Genomic DNA, 16,143 nt, shown 5'->3' with positions numbered 1-16,143 from the left:
CTGGGCGTCAGAACGCGAGACCCCCGGCGGGCCGGCACGCGTCGTGCGGAACTGTGCGGGAGGCGATCTGTCGTGCTGCTTGCGGACAAGACCGTGGTGGTGTCGGGAGTCGGCGCCGGGCTCGGCCACGAGGTGGCCGCCGCCTGCGTACGGGAGGGCGCCGGCGTGGTGCTCGGCGCCCGTACGGAGGCGAACCTGGCCGGCTGCGCCGCCGCCGTCGACCCCGGCGGGTCGCACAGCGCCTATCGCACCGTGGACATCCGCGACGAGGAGCAGTGCGCGGCGCTGGCCGCACTGGCCCAGGAGCGCTTCGGCAGCATCGACGCCGTCGTACATGTCGCGGCGCTGGACACCGTCATGGGCGGGCTGGAAGGTGCGGATCTCGCGGAGTGGCAGCACGTGCTGGACGTCAATCTGCTGGGGACGCTGCGGATGACCCGGGCCTGCCTGCCCGCGCTGAAGGCGGCCGGGGCCGAACGCGGGGACGGCTCCGTCGTGATGATCGGCACCCAGTCCTCCGTCGCCCCGCCCACCCAGGTGCAACAGGCCGCCTACGCCGCGTCCAAGGGCGCCCTCGTCTCCGCGATGTACTCGCTCGCCCGCGAGCTGGGCCCGCACGGAGTGCGGGTCAACACCGTGCAGCCCGGCTGGATGTGGGGGCCGATGGTGGAGGGTTACGTGGCCTGGACGGCGGAGTCCGAGGGGGTGGCGCCCGAGGTGGTGCGGGGCCGGCTGGAGGAGCGGATGGCGCTGCCGCGGATGGCGGAGGACGGGGATGTGGCCGAGGCGGTGGTGTTCTTCGCCAGCAGGAGGGCACGGGGGATCACGGGGCAGTGTCTGCTGGTGAACGCGGGGGAGCTGATGCGGTAGCGGCTGACCGTGGGTCTTGTGTTCCGGCGCGGGGTGCCCCTGTCCGAAGGGCGCGGACTGCGGGTGGGCTGTGGCTGAGGGGAGCGGTTCCCCGCGCCCGTTCGGGGCACGCCGAGGGGATCGCCCGCAGCACGCCGATCAGGCAAGTAGGCGCCGGGAAGCCTTAGTCCGCGTGTCTGCCGGCTTCGCGGAAGTGCCGTATGACCTGGGCTGCGACGGCGTTCGCCGCGCGGGAGGGCCGACGGCGTCGGTGGCGGGCGAGGTGGACGGAGACGTCGGGGAGGGAAGGACCGCGCACCGCCGTGAGACGGCCGTCGCGTAGCGGTTCGGCCACGTTGGCGTGCGGGAGGACGGTCAGGCCGAGCCCGGCTGCGACGCAGGAGCGGGCGGCTTCGATGCTGCCGAACCGGGTCAGCCGAGGACGGGCGCCAGGGACGGCCTGCAGCCGTTCGGCCAGCCAGTCGCTGTAGGAACAGCCCTGCTCATGAAGGAAGAAGCTCTCCCGTGCCAGTTCCTGCCACGTCGCCGGCCGTGCGCGGTCGGCGAGCGGGTGCTCCGGGGCGCACAGCAGAACCAGGGACTGGCCGGCGATACGCTCGGCCGCGATGCCGGGGAAGTCGACCTGCTCCTCCAGCAGCAGCGCGCAGTCCAGTCTTCCGCTCCGCAGTCCCTCTACGGCCCTGGTCGTCCCGCACGGCTCCAGGTGCACCTCCACGTCCGGATGGAGGCTGCGCAATGCGGCGATCACACCTGGGAGGTGGGCCGAGCAGAGGGTCTCGCCCGCGCCCACCACCACCGTCCCGGTGACCGGGCCGTCCTCGGTGGCTGCCGCGAACAGCTGTGACTCGGCTTCCAGGACTCCTTCGGCAAGCGTCAGCAACCGCCGCCCCGCATCGGTGAGCAGCGCGCCTCTGGCCAGCCGGTCGAAGAGCCGGGTGCCCAACGCCTTCTCCAGGGCTCTGATCTGCACCGTGACCGTGGACTGGGCGAGCTGCAACTCGGCGGCAGCGCCGGTGAAGCTTTCCGTCCTGGCGAGTGCGGTGAAGGTCTGGAGCAGCCGGGTGTCCATGGCCGCACCCTAACAAGCCATCGGAAGAGTCGATCGCTTTCATGTATAACTATCGTTGGTAATAATGTGGCCAGGGTGGAAGGGTGAAGCCATGACTTCCTCAGCGGCCACCACGCCTACAGCAGCCACAACAGCGTCAGCGGTTACCGATGTCCTTCGCTACACGGCGTTCACCTCCGACCCCGACGGCGGGAACCCGGCCGGCGTCGTCCTCGACGCCGCGCGGCTCGACGAGCAGCAGATGCTGGCGATCGCCGCCGAGGTCGGGTATTCCGAGACCGCTTTCGTCACCGCCCGGGACGAGCAGCAACGCCGGTTCACGCTCCGCTACTTCAGCCCTCTCGCCGAGGTCGCCTTCTGCGGGCACGCCACCGTCGCCGTGTCGGTGGCGCTCGCCGAGCGGATCGGCCCCGGTGAGCTGGTCTTCGACACTCCTGCGGGCGAGATCAGTGTGGCGACCGTGGCCGACGGTCACGGTGCTGTGCGGGCGACGCTCATCAGCGTCCCCACCCGGTCCCGGCCCGCGCAGGACGCCGAGGTGGACGCCACGCTCGCGGCCCTGGGGTGGGCAAGGGCCGACCTGGACGCCACGCTGCCGCCGCATGTCGCCTTCGGCGGCAACGCTCATCTGGTGCTCGCGGCCGGCTCCCGCGCCCGGCTGGCCGACCTCGACTACGACTTCGAGACGCTGACCGGCATCATGCAGCAGTACGGCTGGACGACGGTGCACCTGGTCTGGCGCGAGAGCGACGACCGCTACCACGCACGGGATCCGTTCCCCGTCGGCGGCGTCATCGAAGACCCGGCCACCGGAGCGGCCGCCGCCGCGTTCGGCGGCTATCTGCGCACGCTCGGCCTGCTGCCCGCAGCAGGCGTGGTTGCCATCCGGCAGGGCGAGGACATGGGGCGGCCGAGCGATCTGCTCGTCGAGGCGGGACCGGACGACGCGCGGGTGCGCGTCACCGGCCATGCCGTGCCGATCGCCGGCTGAGCACGGCCGGGCTGCTCTCCGCCTTCTTCCGGTGGCCTCAGCCGCCGAACTGTCTCTCGAACTGCCGCTCGAAAAGCAGTGGTACGGGCATCGAGGGAACAGTCGCCAGGTGGCTGGTGGAGCGGCGGTTCGCGGCCTGTGGGAGGTGGGGCAGTTTCACGGCTTCCAGGGGGAGGCGGGGTGACTTGCGTTCGTGCCAGGGGCCCGGCACGAACAGGCTGCGGCCCGCCCGCGAGCGAGTGCCCCGGAGCACCAGCGGGGTCGCGCCCAGTTCCGCCACCGCCTCCTTGAAGCGGGCGGCCTTCCAGCCGGTCCACGCCTTCACATTGCGGTCCGTCGGGTCCGGGAGGGCCAGCAGCATCAGATGGAGGGCCGCCGCGTCCTCGCTCAGACCGTGCTGCTCCGCACACCGGGCCACCAACAGCGGGACCGAGCGGACCGGGTGCTGCTCCCAGCCGGCGGGCGCATCGGCGTCGGCAGCCAGATGGGCGCCCAGAGCGGCGAAGTCCTCGCTGAGCAGCAGGCGGAGATCCGCCAGCACCGGCAGGCCCGAAAGGGTCGGGAGCCACTGGGAGGGCAGGGCGGAATCCAGATAGGCGTCCAGCGCTTCGAGTATCGGATCCTCGGCGCCGGACAGGTGGGCCGGGTCCACATACACGTGGCGAATGTCGTACGTCTCGTCCTCCGCCTCTGTCACGGCCGGGTGCGCGGTGAGTGCGTCGGTGGCCGGCGGGTCGCCCATCAAGTAGTTGCTCTGCACGGAGAAGACCCGCAGTGGGCCGGGGCCCGCCGTCAGCTCCTCGCGGAGGCGGGAGATGGCTGCTCCGACCACCGGGCGCAGCGGATCGCCCGCAGGCGTGCGGTAGGCGAGCCACGCGGCGAGGCGGGGCAGCGCGAGCAGCTCGGGCTCAGGGCTCAGGGGTATCCCCGTGGCGAGGCAGTCTGCACCGGCGGCGAGACGGCCCAGAAGTGCGGGGCGCCGCAACGGCGGCCACCACAGCAGCGACGTGGAGTCGTGGGGCGGACGATCGCCGTCGTCGGCCGGACCGGCGTCCTTGGACCGGCTGCGACGGGTTGCCGACTCCCCGGTGGGGGCGGCGAGTTCCTTGTCGGCCACCGCCAGCAGGCCGTGAGGCGGCGGAAGCGGTCTGCCGATCTCGCTCAGCCACCACTCGGCGGCGCGCCGCACGTCCGGGCCCTCGGTCCACAGCAGTTCGGGATCGTCCGGCAGCAGCCTGTCGTAGAGCGCCGACAGTTGCTCGGGGCTGAGGAAGTGGGCGAGCCCGTCCAGCGCCCTCTCGTTCTCCTTGTCCGTGACCTTCCACTGCCGGACCTGGTAGGAGCCCGCCCGGGAAAGGCCCTGCCCGATGCCTTGGTGAGGCGCGGGAGGCAGGGCACCACGCAGCAGGACCACGGTCTCCGGCACCGAGAGGCCGAGCCGCCCGGCGAAGTCGGCGGCCGGCTCGGGCCGGGCCGGTACCTGGCCGTGCTTCTCGTACAGCTCGGCGAACCGCGTGAGCCAGCTGCCAGGACGCGCGGGTTCCAGCACACGGGCCCGCTTCGGTTCGAGGCCGGCGGCGGCGAGCGGACCGGCCGCCGGGAAGTCACCCTCGGGCGCGTACTCCAGCACCCGCAGCGGAAAGAGCTTCGGCCGGCCCGCCGGTAGTCCTGTTCTGCGCTCCGGCAGCAGCACAGCGGCCGAAGTCTCGGTGCGGATCGGCCGGGTGGACAGTGCGGAGAACTGCCGCGCCGTTTCGAAGGAAACGGCGTACTCCACGACCCGCCACTCGCCCGAGGCGAGCGGGCAGGCCGCGTACTCCGCAAGCTCCGCCACCGTCCTGCGGGCGTCGCCGGTGCTGCCCATCGCGGCACGCAGGGCTTCCACCACGGCGTACCCGTGGAGGTGCCCGATCCTGAGCCGCTGCCAGGCGTGGTCCTGTTGCTCGCTGCCCTGCCGGGGGTCGCCGTCCCAGGGTGTGGTGTCGGAGGCCGCCAGCTGCGCCAGCCGTCGGGTGAGGGCCTGCCAAGAGCTGTCCGGCTCCTGCGCGGGCGCCGGGGCAGCGGGCTGCTCGGCGGCCGGGGTGAAGCGGCGCACCAGGCGGGCTTGGCCGTCGAGGCAGTTGGCCGCCATCACCAGGAGGTGGGTGATCCGGTGGAAGCTGTCACCCGCCTGCTGCCAGGTGGTGCCCTTGGCCAGCTCGGGCAGCTCATCGCGGAGCAGGACGAAGTTGGGGCCCGTGGCCCCGTCACCCCGGCTGAGGAATTGGGGATCCAGCTTGGCGACGGTCTTCTCCACCCGCTCCCGGTCGAGCACCGGTGGCAGCTCACGCATCAGCAGCCCGATGACATCGACCGCCGCGAATTCGCGGGCCGCCTCCGCGTCCTGGAGCAGCTGGTCGACCGCTCCTCCGACGTGGACGAACCGGCCGAGGAGCAGCACCAGCCCGTCGAAGTCCACCCCGGCGCGCAGCCGCGCCCGCTCGCGCTCGCACCAGGCGCGCAGCTCCTCATGGCCGACCCAGGTGGCGTACAGATGGTCGGGTTTGCCCCAGCCCTTGGCCTGGTGCGGGTTGTACCAGCGGTTGGACGACATGCCGTCGGCCGCCGTGCCGTTCTCCCCCACCGTCATATCGAGGTCGGCGCGCATCCATGCGCGCACCTCGCGCTGGAAGCGTTCGTCGGCCAGCAGGTGGCGCAGCTCGGGGCGGCGCTTGAGCAACAGGTCGTACGGGCGGGCGGTGGCCAGCCGCTCCGGTGGGTCGTTGATAGGGACGCCGTACTCCAGGAGCAGGTCCATCAGGTCGAGGGGGATGCTCCGACGGCTCTGCCAGTGCCGGTACGCCCACTGCTGGAACTCGACCGGGACACCGTCGGTGGCCGCCTTGGGCGCGACGCGCTCCGCCAGCTCGTACACCTCCCGCCAGGGGGCACCGTCCCGGCCCGTCCGGGCGTTGACGCAGTCGGTCAGCCAGGCCGCTGTCGTTCCGTGGGGCAGTCCGGGGCTCTCGCCGGTGAGCTGGGCGAGCGTTCCGGTGCGCTCCAGCAGGGCCCGCCACAGCTCCGACGTTCCTCCGGACCCGTATCCGTGGGGGCGCAGCTTCAGGACGGCCGCACGGACTGCTTCGGGGCTGCGCTCCACCAGCAGATCCATGGCGCGCGACTTGCAGCACCGGGTCCAGAACTCGGTGTCGCCCAGCGAGAGTCCGCCGTCCTCGATCAGCTCCGCCATCATGGTGGCCAGCTCCTCGTCCGGGTCGCACCCGGCCGCCTTGGCGAGCTTGCGAATGTCGGTCGCCAGCTGTGGATGGAGCTCGCCCTGGCCCTGCTTCCGGGCCCGCACCACCTCACGGAAGCGCATCAGGTTCTCTTCGCCCACGGTGCTCTCGGCGGCCAACTCGCCCACCCAGGCGCGGAGCGCGGTCGCGGAGAGGGTTCCCGCCTCGGCGTAGCGCAGATAGCGGGAGTACAGCCAGGTGTGGTCGGGCGTTCGGCCGGAGTTGCGTTCAGTCTTGCGGGCCCGGCCGAACCAGGCCGCCGCCGCCTCGGTTTCCGTCTCCTTGCCGAGTGCGAAGTCGGCCATCTCGTCCAGCAGCGTGACCGCCAGCGCGGGCGCGGATTCCTCCAGTCCGGCCAGCACGCGGTCCATGTCCTTCTTGAAGACGTAGCCCCAGTCCGAGGTCTCGTACTCCAGGGCGCGGATCTTCTCCACAGCGAGGCGATGCTGCTGCGGGTGGGCCGCCAGTACGCGTTCGGGGAAGGGCAGTCGGCCGTCCTCGTCCTGCGTCTCGTCGGGCAGGCCGGTGGCGAAGAGGCCCTCGGGCAGCCAGGCGTCCTCGCGCATCAGCACATCGCGGTACGGGACCACGTCCTCGGGCAGGAGCTGGGTCAGCGTCAGCCCGTGGGGGCCCGCGTAGGTGCGGGCGAAGAGGCCCTCCTCGCCGCGTTCCTCGGTCAGCGGCACGTCCGCTTCCTCCAGCGCGCGCCGCCATTCCGGGTCGGCCTCGGCCAGCGCGCGCGGTGCGCCCGTCCCGGCTTCGGCCCACGCCCGCGCGTACTTCTCGCACGCCGTACGGTGCGCGCGCAGCGCTTTCCGCACGGCGAGCAGGGAGATCAGGCCGGGGTCGCCGGAGAGCTGGGCCGGAACCGTCTTCAGCTTCCGGCCCTTCGGGTTGCGGTAGACGATCTCCAGGCCGCCGTCCGTCAACTCGGCCGTGTAGCCGTCCTTCTCGACGCTTGCCGCCATGCGCTGCTGCCTTCCCCGTTGTGCCCGTTCATCCCCGTCCGGCCGCGGCCAGGGCACAGCTGTTCCCTGGACGATCTGCCGTGCGGGGATCTCGAGAACACACTACGCACCGGCACCGACAGCCGTTGGTGCCTGTGGATAACTCGGGTCAGGCGCGCGGATAGCGGGCCAGCCAGGCCGGGGACGCCGCGCCGGGGCCGTGCAGCGCCGGGCCCTGCGTCATCTCCATGGCGAAGTCGTCGGCCAGCTCCAGGATTGTCGCGCGGCCCTCCAGCTCGGTCACCCAGCCCGGTGGAAGGGAGGTCTCACCGTGCATGGCGCCCAGCAGATTGCCGCAGATGGAGCCGGTCGAGTCGCTGTCCCCGCTGTGGTTGACGGCCAGCAGCAGACCGTGCCGGACGTCCTCGGCGACCAGCGCGCAGTAGACGCCGATGGACAGCGCCTCCTCCGCCGTCCAGCCCTCCCCCAGCGCCGCCACCCGCTCCGGAGACGGCATGCCCTGGCGGACGGCGCCCAGCGCGCGTTTGAGGGCTTCGGTGGTCTCCTGGTGGTCAGGGCGCGCCGCGAGGTGCACCAGGGCGCGCTGGACGGCGGTGTCCAGGTCGTCGCCCCGGGCGAGGGTGTGGACGATCGCGGCGAACGCGCCGGCGGCCAGATACCCGGTGGGGTGGCCGTGCGTCTGCGCCGCGCACTCGACGGCGAGCTGGAAGACCAGCCCCGGCTCCCAGCCCACCAGCAGCCCGAACGGCGCCGACCGCATGACCGTGCCGCAGCCCTTGGAGTCGGCGTTCTTCGGCTGCTCCAGGGTGCCCATCCGGGGCTCCGCCAGCCCGCTGAGGCAGGCGTTGCCGGGTGCCCGGCGGGCATAGAGCCACTCCTGCCGGGCCAGCCAGCCGTCGTCCGCGCGGCGCTCATCAGGGCCCCAGTCCCGCTGGGTGGCCGCCCAGCGGCGGTAGGCGGCGTGCACATCGGTGGGCGGGTGCCAGGCGCCGGTGTCGCGGCGCACATGGGCGCGGATGAGGCCGTCGACGGTGAACAGCGTCATCTGGGTGTCGTCGGTGACGGCGCCCCTGCGGCCGTATACGGGAACGTAGTCGGTGACGCCCTGCGGCCCCCACTTCTCGCGAATGGCGGCCAGGGAGTCGAACTCGACACCCGCGCCCAGTGCGTCGCCGATCGCGCCGCCCAGCAGACAGCCGCGCACCCTGCTGCGGAAGTCCTGCTGCTCGGACCGCCCCCATATGGCCGTCGCGCCGCCGTCCCCACCGCCCGCACCTGTCACGATTCGCTGCCCTTCCTGAAGCTTGTGGCTCCCGCACTTTAATAAAGATCCGGCCGGGCGGAGGGGGGTGTGCGGGAGCCGTCCGGTGCACTACCACCGGCAGCAGGTGGCGTCATACCACCGGCAGCAGCTCCGGGAGATGTCCGTCCGAGGCGTGTGCTGCCTTGATGCGCTCCGGCGGGACCTCACCGTAGCCGGTCGTACGCGGCCGGGCCGGGCGGCCCGCGGCTTCCGCGATGGCGACCAGGTCCTTGATGGAACGGTAGGAGCCGTAGGAGGAGCCTGCCATCCGGGAGATGGTCTCCTCCATGAGGGTGCCGCCCAGATCGTTGGCGCCGGAGCGGAGCATTTCGGCGGCACCTTCGGTGCCCAGTTTGACCCAGCTCGTCTGGATATTGGGAATCCATGGGTGGAGCAGCAGCCGGGCCATGGCGGTGACGGCGCGGTTCTCCCGGGTGGTGGGCCCCGGGCGGGCGATACCGGCGAGATAGACCGGTGCGTTGGTGTGGATGAAAGGCAACGTCACGAACTCGCTGAAACCGGCCAGCCCTTTCTCCACCGCCGACCGCTGGATGTCGGCCAGCAGCCGCAGATGGCCCAGCCAGTGGCGGGGCTGGTCCACGTGCCCGTACATCATCGTGGACGTCGAGCCCAGACCCACCTCGTGCGCCGTCTTGACGACCTCGATCCAGGTGGCCGTCGGCAGCTTGCCCTTGGTGAGGATCCAGCGGACCTCGTCGTCCAGGATCTCGGCAGCCGTCCCCGGGATGGAGTCCAGCCCGGCCTCCTTGGCGGCGGTCAGCCACTCGCGGATCGACATGCCCGTGCGGGTGGCGCCGTTGACGACCTCCATGGGGGAGAAGGCGTGCACATGGATGCCGGGGACGCGTTCCTTGACGGCACGTGCGATGTCGAAGTAGGCGGTGCCCGGCAGGTCCGGGTGGATGCCGCCCTGCATACACACCTCGACAGCGCCCACGTCCCACGCCTGTTGCGCGCGGTCGGCGACCTGCTCCAGGGAGAGGGTGAAGGCGTCGGCGTCGGTACGGCGCTGCGCGAACGCGCAGAAGCGGCAGCCGGTGTAGCAGACGTTGGTGAAGTTGATGTTGCGGGTGACGACGTACGTCACATCGTCACCGACCGCGTCGCGGCGTACGTCGTCCGCCGTGCGGCACAGCGCGTCCAGCGCCGGTCCGTCGGCGTGCAGCAGGGCGAGGGCCTGCTCGTCGGTGAGCTTCGTCGGGTCGTCGGCGGCCTGGCCGAGCGCCTCGCGTACGTCGGAGTCGACGCGCTGGGGCGCCATCCCCGGTGCCGCGCGCTCACGCAGCTCCTCCCAGTCGCCGTACACCTCGTCGAAGTCGTCCCGCCTCTCGGCGGTGCGGCCCTCGGTGTCGATGGTGCGGTGCAGATCGGTACGGCCGCTGGGGGCGAGACCCGCGAACTCCTCGTCCGGCTCCTGCCAGGGCCGCCCCTCGGGGCGTACGTCCGCCCGCGCCAGCCCCGTCTCCGGGTCGGCCAGCGCCTGTACGTGCGGCAGGATGCGCGGGTCCAGCCACGGCTCGCCGCGCTGGACGAACTCCGGGTAGACGGCGAGGCGCTCACGCAGCTCGAACCCGGCCGCCTGGCTCTTCTGCGCCAGCTCGTCGATGTGCGGCCAGGGGCGCTCCGGGTTGACGTGGTCGGGGGTCAGCGGGGAGACGCCGCCCCAGTCGTCGATACCGGCCTCGATCAGCCGTGCGTACTCGGCGTCCACCAGGTTCGGCGGGGCCTGGAGACAGCCGGACGGGCCGAGAATGTGCCGTGCGACGGCAACGGTGGCGACCAGGTCGTCCAGTTCGGCATCGGGCATACCGCGCATCGCCGTGTCCGGCTTGGCGCGGAAGTTCTGGATGATCAGTTCCTGGATGCCGTGGTAGGCGCGCTGGACGCGGCGCAGTGCGAACAGCGACTCGGCGCGCTCCTCGTACGTCTCCCCGATGCCGATCAGCAGACCACTGGTGAACGGGACGTTGGAGCGACCGGCGTCCTCCAGCACCCGAAGCCGCACCGCGGGCTCCTTGTCGGGAGAGCCGTAGTGCGGGCCCCCCGGCTGACTCCACAGCCGTTCGGCGGTGGTCTCCAGCATCATCCCCATGGAGGGCGCCACCGGCTTGAGCCGCTGGAAGTCCGTCCAGGACAGCACTCCCGGGTTGAGGTGCGGCAGCAGGCCCGTCTCCTCCAGGATGCGAATGGCCACAGCGCGGACGTAGGCGAGCGTGTCGTCGTAGCCCTCCGCGTCGAGCCAGGCACGCGCCTCGGGCCAGCGGTCCTCCGGCTTGTCCCCCAGAGTGATCAGGGCTTCCTTGCAGCCGAGCTCCGCCCCACGGCGGGCGATGTCGAGGACCTCGTCCATCGACATGTACATCCCGTGCCCCTCGCGCCGCAGCTTGCCCGGAACGGTCACGAATGTGCAGTAGTGGCACTTGTCCCGGCACAGCCGGGTGAGGGGCAGGAAGACGCTCTTGGAGTACGTGATGACACCGGGCCGCCCCGCCGCGGCCAGGCCCGCGTCTCTGACGCGGGCGGCCGACGCGGTGAGGTCCACCAGGTCCTCGCCCCGCGCCTGGAGGAGCACAGCGGCTTCCGTCCGGTCGAGCGCGACCCCGTCCCGCGCCCGCTTGAGGGCCCGCCGCATCGCGTTGGCCGTCGGCGTCTGTCCGTGTGAGGTCATCCTCCGAGCGTAGCCCCGCCCCCCGACATCGCCGCAGGCGGCGGGCGCGGATGACCTGCGGAGCCGGCACGAGGGTCGGCGGGAGCCGGCACGAGGGTCGACCGAAACCAGCACAAGGGTCGACCGAAACCGGCACGACAGTCGACCGAAACCGGCACGACGGTCGGCGGGAGCGGCACGGCAGTCGGCTACCGGTGTGCCGTACCCGCCGCTGCGCCGGAGGCGGTCCGGTCTGCCGCCTCGTCGGGCTGGAACTGTGCGGCCAGCACCTCGGTGAGAAGGGCGAGAGGATCGTCCCAGGGAGCGTTTGCCCAGTCGGCGTTGAGATTGACCGTGAGGACGTGCCGGCCGTCCCGGGTGCCGTATGCACACGTCCAGGAGCCGAAGAGAGCGCCTGCCATGCCCCACAGCGTTCTGCCCTCGGTGAGGGTGAGGGAGGAGATGCCGAAGCCGTACGTGGTGCCCGGCAGCCAGTCCTTGGTGGGCACCATGGTGAACATCTCCGCCTGTTGCGGCGCCGGGAGAAGTCGGCCGCCGAGCAGCGCGCGGAAGAACCGGTTGAGGTCACCAGCGGTGGAGATCATGGCGCCTGCGGCCCAGTAGGGGGTGGGGTCCAGTTCGGTCGCGTCGTAGATCTCGGCGTCCGGGTCGGGCGAGTGCAGCTTGGTGTAGTGCCGGGAGTGCGGACCGGCTATGGAGGAGTCGTCCCCGCGTGGCAGGTAGGTGCCGCTCAGGCCGAGGGGTCCGGTGATGTGCCGGACGATCCCCTCCACGAGCGGCCGGCCGGTCGCCCGCTCGATGATCAACCCGGCCAGGATGTAGTTGGTGTTCGAGTACGCCCAGTCCGTGCCGGGTGCGAACGGTGCCGGATGGGCGAGCGCCATCCGCACAAGCTCTTCCGGCGTGCAACTCCCGGTCTGTTGCAGGGTTTCCGTGTCGTCCGTGTAGTTGACGGTCCCGCTTGTGTTGTTGAGGAGCTGGGCGAGGGTGACGCTGCTGCCGTCGTGGCCGTTGCCGTGCAGCAGGCCGGGCAGCCACTTCTCCACCGTGTCGTTCAGGTTCAACGTGCCCTCGGCGGTGAGACGCAGGGCGACGGTCGCGACAAAGGTCTTGGTGATGCTGCCGATACGGAAGCGGTCTTCTTGCCGCCGTTCCCGGCCGGTCTCCCTGTCGGCCGTACCGTCCGCGCCGAACCATCGGCTGTCACCTTGCCGGGCCTCGGCGAGGATGCCCGGGACGCCGCCCTCGGTCACGGCCCGGTGGAGTGCGTGGCGCACTTTCTCGGTTGTCATCGTCTGTTGCCTTCCTCGGTACGTGAGCTTCAGGGATGCGTGAAGCTACGTTGCGTTTCACCTCCGAGCAATGGATTCGGTCGTTGCAACTGGCCATTCACTAGGCACTAATTGCTATTCGTTGCAATGAAGTTGAACGTGAATGCAACCACTGTCCACAGCCGTTGCACGGCCCTGAACGCGAACGCAAAACTGAAGGCCGACCGTCGCCGGGCGGGACAGCACACCGCCGGGCGGGAAGGGGGGCTCGATGCCGGGAGGAAGGCTGACCCGTCAGGACCGTCACACCATCGCGGCGGGACTGGCCGACGGGCTTGCGTACGCGGAGATCGCCAGGGCCCTGGGCAGACCGACGTCCACCGTCAGCCGGGAGGTGCGGCGCAACGGGGGCCCGGGACGCTACCGCGCCGACCACGCTCACCACGCCACCGCCCACCGCGCGCGACGCCGCCGGACCGCGCCACCGCCGTCCGAGCTGCCGCCCGGGGTGAGCGGTCTTGGCCGCGACCCCGAGGCGGTACTCAGCTTCGTGGACCGGTTCGCCGGGATCATGACGCAGACCGGTGTACCGCGCATGCTGGCCCGTGTCCTCACCTGCCTGGTCAGTGCGGACTCCGGGAGTCTCACCTCGGCCGAGCTGGTCCGGTGTCTGCGGGTCAGCCCGGCGTCCGTTTCCAAGGCCGTCCGCGCCCTGGAAGAGCTGGAACTGGTCCGGCGCGAACGTTTCCCGGGGGGACGGCGGGAGCGGTACGTCGTCGACGACGACGTCTGGATCAAGGCGTGGACGGCGAGCTCACAGAAGAACACCGTGTGGGCTCAGGCGGCGCAGCAGGGTGCCGAGATTCTCGGCCCGGACACTCCCGCGGGCGCGCGGCTCGCCGCCATGGGACGGTTTTTCGGACGTGTCAGTACCGAGATGACCGGCGGGCACGCGCCCGATCCCGCGGAGGCCGACGCGCCCACGGTTCTCGCCGCACTGGTGCACACGCGTAAGCCGCTCGCCCCTGCGCAACTGGCCGAAGCGCTCGGCTGGTCGGCGGACCGGGTGGCCGCGGCGCTGGCCGCCGCCCAGCGACATCCCCGTCTCACCGATCCGATCGCACCGCAGCGCATCGGTGCCGACGCCTATGCCGTCGCGGTCAGGCGCGACCGGCTCACCGTTCGCCAGCGGGAGGCCCTGATCGATCCAAGGCTTCACAGGTACCGCGTGTAGTCGTCCAGGGTGCTCAGGACCTCCGGTTCGGTGCCCGAGGGAAGTTGCAGCAGGACTTCTTCGGCGCCCAGGTCGCGGTAGTGCTGGAGTTTCCCCGGGGAGGGGAGGACGAAGCTGGGCACGACTGCTGGGGTACCGGGGCGGCCGGCGGAGCGCCATGCGGCGTGGAGGGTGGGGACGGTGTCCGTGAGGCCCCTGCCGCCGATGGGCAGCCAGCCGTCCGCGTACTCGGCGATGTGCGCGAAGAGGGTGGGGCCCGCTGCGCCGCCGACCAGCAGGCGGGGACCGCCCGGGCGTACCGGTTTGGGGTGGGCCAGTGAGGCGCGTACGGAGCCGAACTCGCCCTCGTAAGGCGTCGGCTCGGCCGCCCACAGGGCCCGCATCAGCGCGATACGGTCGCGCACCAGGTCGCGGCGGCGATGCCAGGCGACGCCGTGATCGGCGGCCTCCTCCACGTTCCAGCCGAACCCCACGCCCAGCGTGAACCGGCCGCCGCACATCCGGTCGAGGGTGGCGATCTGCTTGGCAAGCACGATGGGGTCGTGCTGGGCGACGAGCGTGATGCTGGTGCCCAGGGCGAGCCGTTCGGTGACGGTGGCGGCGGCGGCCAGGGCGATCAGGGGGTCGAGTGTGCGCCCGTAAGGGCGGGGCAGAGGGTCGCCCATCGGGGCGGGTGTCTGCCTGCTGACGGGGATGTGGGTGTGCTCGGGCAGATAGAGCCCGCCGAAGCCGCGCTGTTCCAGTTCGCGGGCGAGTCGGGCGGGCCGGATGGTCTCGTCGGTGAGCAGGATGGTCGTCGAGATCCGCATCCCGTCACTGTGCCGGGGGGCCGGGGTGAACTCCATGCCCCCGCAGGGCTTCTGCTTCTGGCGCTGCGGTCCGGCGCAGCAGTTGGCGTTTCCGCCATCCCCAGGTCTTCTCCCCCTCACCGGCCGCGCGTACAACTCCTCCATGGACACCCCGATGAGCAACTCCACGGACACGCACATGGGCAGACGCGACGCGCTGCGGCTCTCCCTCGCCGCCGGGACCGCGACAGCGGTGACGCTTTCCGGAGCGAGCTTCGCCCGCGCGGAGGACGGTGCGACAGTGCGCCGTACGCTGCGCGGTCATCTGCCGCCCGGCGCTCCCGACTTCGTGTATCTGCCGGTGGAGATCCCCGAGGGGGTGCGTGAGATCGCGGTCTCCTACCGCTACGACAAGCCGGACGTGCCGAAGGGCACACCCGGCAATGCGCTCGACATCGGCGTCTTCGACCAGCGCGGCACGGCGCTGGGGGGACGTGGTTTCCGCGGCTGGTCCGGCGGTTTCCGGGACTCCTTCTCGATCAGCGCGGAGAAGGCGACGCCCGGCTATCTGGCGGGCCCGGTCCGGGCGGGCACCTGGCATGTGGCGCTGGGCCCCTACACGGTGGCGCCACAGGGCATGGACTACGAGGTGACGGTCACCCTGCGGCACGGTGAGCCCGGGAGTACGCCGCGGCCCAGCTACCCGCCCGAGCGCGCCAAGGGGCGGGGTCGGGCCTGGTACCGGGGTGACTGTCACCTGCATACGGTGCACTCGGACGGGCGCCGTACGCCGGAGGAGGTGGCGGTCGCGGCGCGCGCCGCCGGGCTGGACTTCCTCACCACGACCGAGCACAACACCACCTCCGGGCACGCCGCGTGGGAGGGGCTGTGGGGCGACGATCTGCTGGTGCTGTGCGGCGAGGAGATCACCACCCGCAACGGCCACTATCTGGCGCTCGGCACCGACCCCGGCACCTTCCTCGACTGGCGCTACCGGGCCCGGGACGACGCGTATCCGCGGTTCGCACGGGCCGTGCACCGGGCGGGCGGTCTGGTGGTCCCTGCGCATCCCAACTGCCCGTTCGTGGGGTGCCAGTGGAAGTTCGGCTATGAGCACGCGGACGCGGTGGAGGTGTGGAACGGGCCGTGGACGGCCGACGACGAGCTGGCGCTGGCCGCCTGGGACAACATGCTCGTCAGCGGCGACAGCCGGCTGCCCGCCATGGGGAACAGCGACGCGCACCGGGAGGGTCAGGACGTGGGTCTGCCGCAGACCGTCGTCCATGCGGACGATCTGGCGCGCGGCCCGCTGCTGGCGGCGATCCGGGCGGGACGGTCGTATCTGGCCGAGTCTTCGCGGATTTCCGTCGAGCTGAAGGCGACCACTGCAAAGGGGGGTCACGCCACGCTCGGGGAAACGCTACGGGCGGAGCCGGACACCGAGGTGGATGTCACCCTCACGGTGCGGGGCGCACCCGAGGGTGCCACGCTGCACCTGGTCACGGATGAGGGCACCATGCGCACCGGCGGCGGCGCAGAGCTCGGCTGGCGGACGACGCCCTCGCTCGCCACCTACGTACGGGCTGAAGTGCGGCACCCCGCGAAGGAGGGGTCCGGGTTGCCCGGCGCCATGGCGGCGATGACGAATCCGGTCTGGCTGGGAAGGTCCCGGAGGGGCGAGTGAG

General features: G+C 71.5%; 9 protein-coding genes and 1 pseudogene. 4 read left to right on the top strand and 6 right to left on the bottom strand.

Features of this window, described 5'->3' with window-relative positions:
- Positions 1-72 precede the first annotated feature (72 nt).
- Positions 73-870 (top strand): SDR family oxidoreductase, encoded by a 798-nt coding sequence (locus tag ACTWP9_RS28405; RefSeq protein WP_443249151.1) that lies wholly within the window; start codon positions 73-75, stop codon positions 868-870.
- A gap of 163 nt (positions 871-1,033) precedes the next feature.
- On the opposite strand, the gene ACTWP9_RS28400 is transcribed toward ACTWP9_RS28405, so the two are convergent.
- Positions 1,034-1,939, bottom strand: a complete 906-nt coding sequence (locus ACTWP9_RS28400; RefSeq protein ID WP_443249150.1) for a LysR family transcriptional regulator — start codon at positions 1,937-1,939, stop codon at positions 1,034-1,036.
- 91 nt (positions 1,940-2,030) lie between these two features.
- Between ACTWP9_RS28400 and ACTWP9_RS28395 the strand changes: the two genes are divergently transcribed.
- The gene (locus ACTWP9_RS28395) at positions 2,031-2,930 is read left to right on the top strand and encodes a PhzF family phenazine biosynthesis isomerase (protein ID WP_443249149.1); all 900 of its coding nucleotides are present in this window, start codon (positions 2,031-2,033) and stop codon (positions 2,928-2,930) included.
- Between the two features lie 37 nt (positions 2,931-2,967).
- Here the strand turns inward: ACTWP9_RS28395 and ACTWP9_RS28390 are convergent, their stop codons facing one another.
- The 4 genes from ACTWP9_RS28390 to ACTWP9_RS28375 form a co-directional block, all read right to left on the bottom strand.
- Positions 2,968-7,173, bottom strand: coding sequence for a hypothetical protein (locus ACTWP9_RS28390; protein ID WP_443249148.1), 4,206 nt, complete (start codon positions 7,171-7,173; stop codon positions 2,968-2,970).
- A gap of 148 nt (positions 7,174-7,321) precedes the next feature.
- Positions 7,322-8,455: an ADP-ribosylglycohydrolase family protein gene (locus ACTWP9_RS28385; protein ID WP_443249147.1), complete on the bottom strand. Its 1,134-nt coding sequence runs from the start codon at positions 8,453-8,455 to the stop codon at positions 7,322-7,324.
- Positions 8,456-8,567: 112 nt separating this feature from the next.
- Positions 8,568-11,165: a bifunctional FO biosynthesis protein CofGH gene (locus ACTWP9_RS28380; RefSeq protein WP_443249146.1), complete on the bottom strand. Its 2,598-nt coding sequence runs from the start codon at positions 11,163-11,165 to the stop codon at positions 8,568-8,570.
- Positions 11,166-11,353: 188 nt separating this feature from the next.
- A complete protein-coding gene (locus ACTWP9_RS28375; RefSeq protein ID WP_443249145.1) occupies positions 11,354-12,457 on the bottom strand; it encodes a serine hydrolase domain-containing protein in 1,104 nt (367 codons plus the stop codon).
- A gap of 250 nt (positions 12,458-12,707) precedes the next feature.
- Here ACTWP9_RS28375 and ACTWP9_RS28370 point away from each other — a divergent pair.
- A pseudogene (locus ACTWP9_RS28370) lies at positions 12,708-13,433 on the top strand (helix-turn-helix domain-containing protein); the annotation flags it as partial.
- A 218-nt stretch (positions 13,434-13,651) separates the two neighbouring features.
- Here ACTWP9_RS28370 and ACTWP9_RS28365 read toward each other — a convergent pair.
- Positions 13,652-14,479 (bottom strand): TIGR03619 family F420-dependent LLM class oxidoreductase, encoded by an 828-nt coding sequence (locus ACTWP9_RS28365; RefSeq protein WP_443249144.1) that lies wholly within the window; start codon positions 14,477-14,479, stop codon positions 13,652-13,654.
- A 178-nt stretch (positions 14,480-14,657) separates the two neighbouring features.
- On the opposite strand from ACTWP9_RS28365, the gene ACTWP9_RS28360 reads away from it, so the two are divergent.
- Positions 14,658-16,142, top strand: coding sequence for a CehA/McbA family metallohydrolase (locus tag ACTWP9_RS28360; protein WP_443249194.1), 1,485 nt, complete (start codon positions 14,658-14,660; stop codon positions 16,140-16,142).
- Position 16,143: the final 1 nt, after the last annotated feature.

The sequence above is a fragment of the Streptomyces sp. 3N207 genome (assembly GCF_052246355.1).
Taxonomy (GTDB): domain Bacteria; phylum Actinomycetota; class Actinomycetes; order Streptomycetales; family Streptomycetaceae; genus Streptomyces.
Note: the sequence above shows the minus strand (reverse complement) of the source record. Positions and strands in the feature narration are given on the sequence as shown.

Coding starts and splice junctions, on each gene's coding strand:
- ACTWP9_RS28400 (WP_443249150.1), bottom strand. CDS start 1,939: ATGGACACCCGGCTGCTCCAGACCTTCACCGCACTCGCCAGGACGGAA.
- ACTWP9_RS28395 (WP_443249149.1), top strand. CDS start 2,031: ATGACTTCCTCAGCGGCCACCACGCCTACAGCAGCCACAACAGCGTCA.
- ACTWP9_RS28375 (WP_443249145.1), bottom strand. CDS start 12,457: ATGACAACCGAGAAAGTGCGCCACGCACTCCACCGGGCCGTGACCGAG.
- ACTWP9_RS28360 (WP_443249194.1), top strand. CDS start 14,658: ATGGGCAGACGCGACGCGCTGCGGCTCTCCCTCGCCGCCGGGACCGCG.
- ACTWP9_RS28380 (WP_443249146.1), bottom strand. CDS start 11,165: ATGACCTCACACGGACAGACGCCGACGGCCAACGCGATGCGGCGGGCC.
- ACTWP9_RS28365 (WP_443249144.1), bottom strand. CDS start 14,479: ATGCGGATCTCGACGACCATCCTGCTCACCGACGAGACCATCCGGCCC.
- ACTWP9_RS28390 (WP_443249148.1), bottom strand. CDS start 7,173: ATGGCGGCAAGCGTCGAGAAGGACGGCTACACGGCCGAGTTGACGGAC.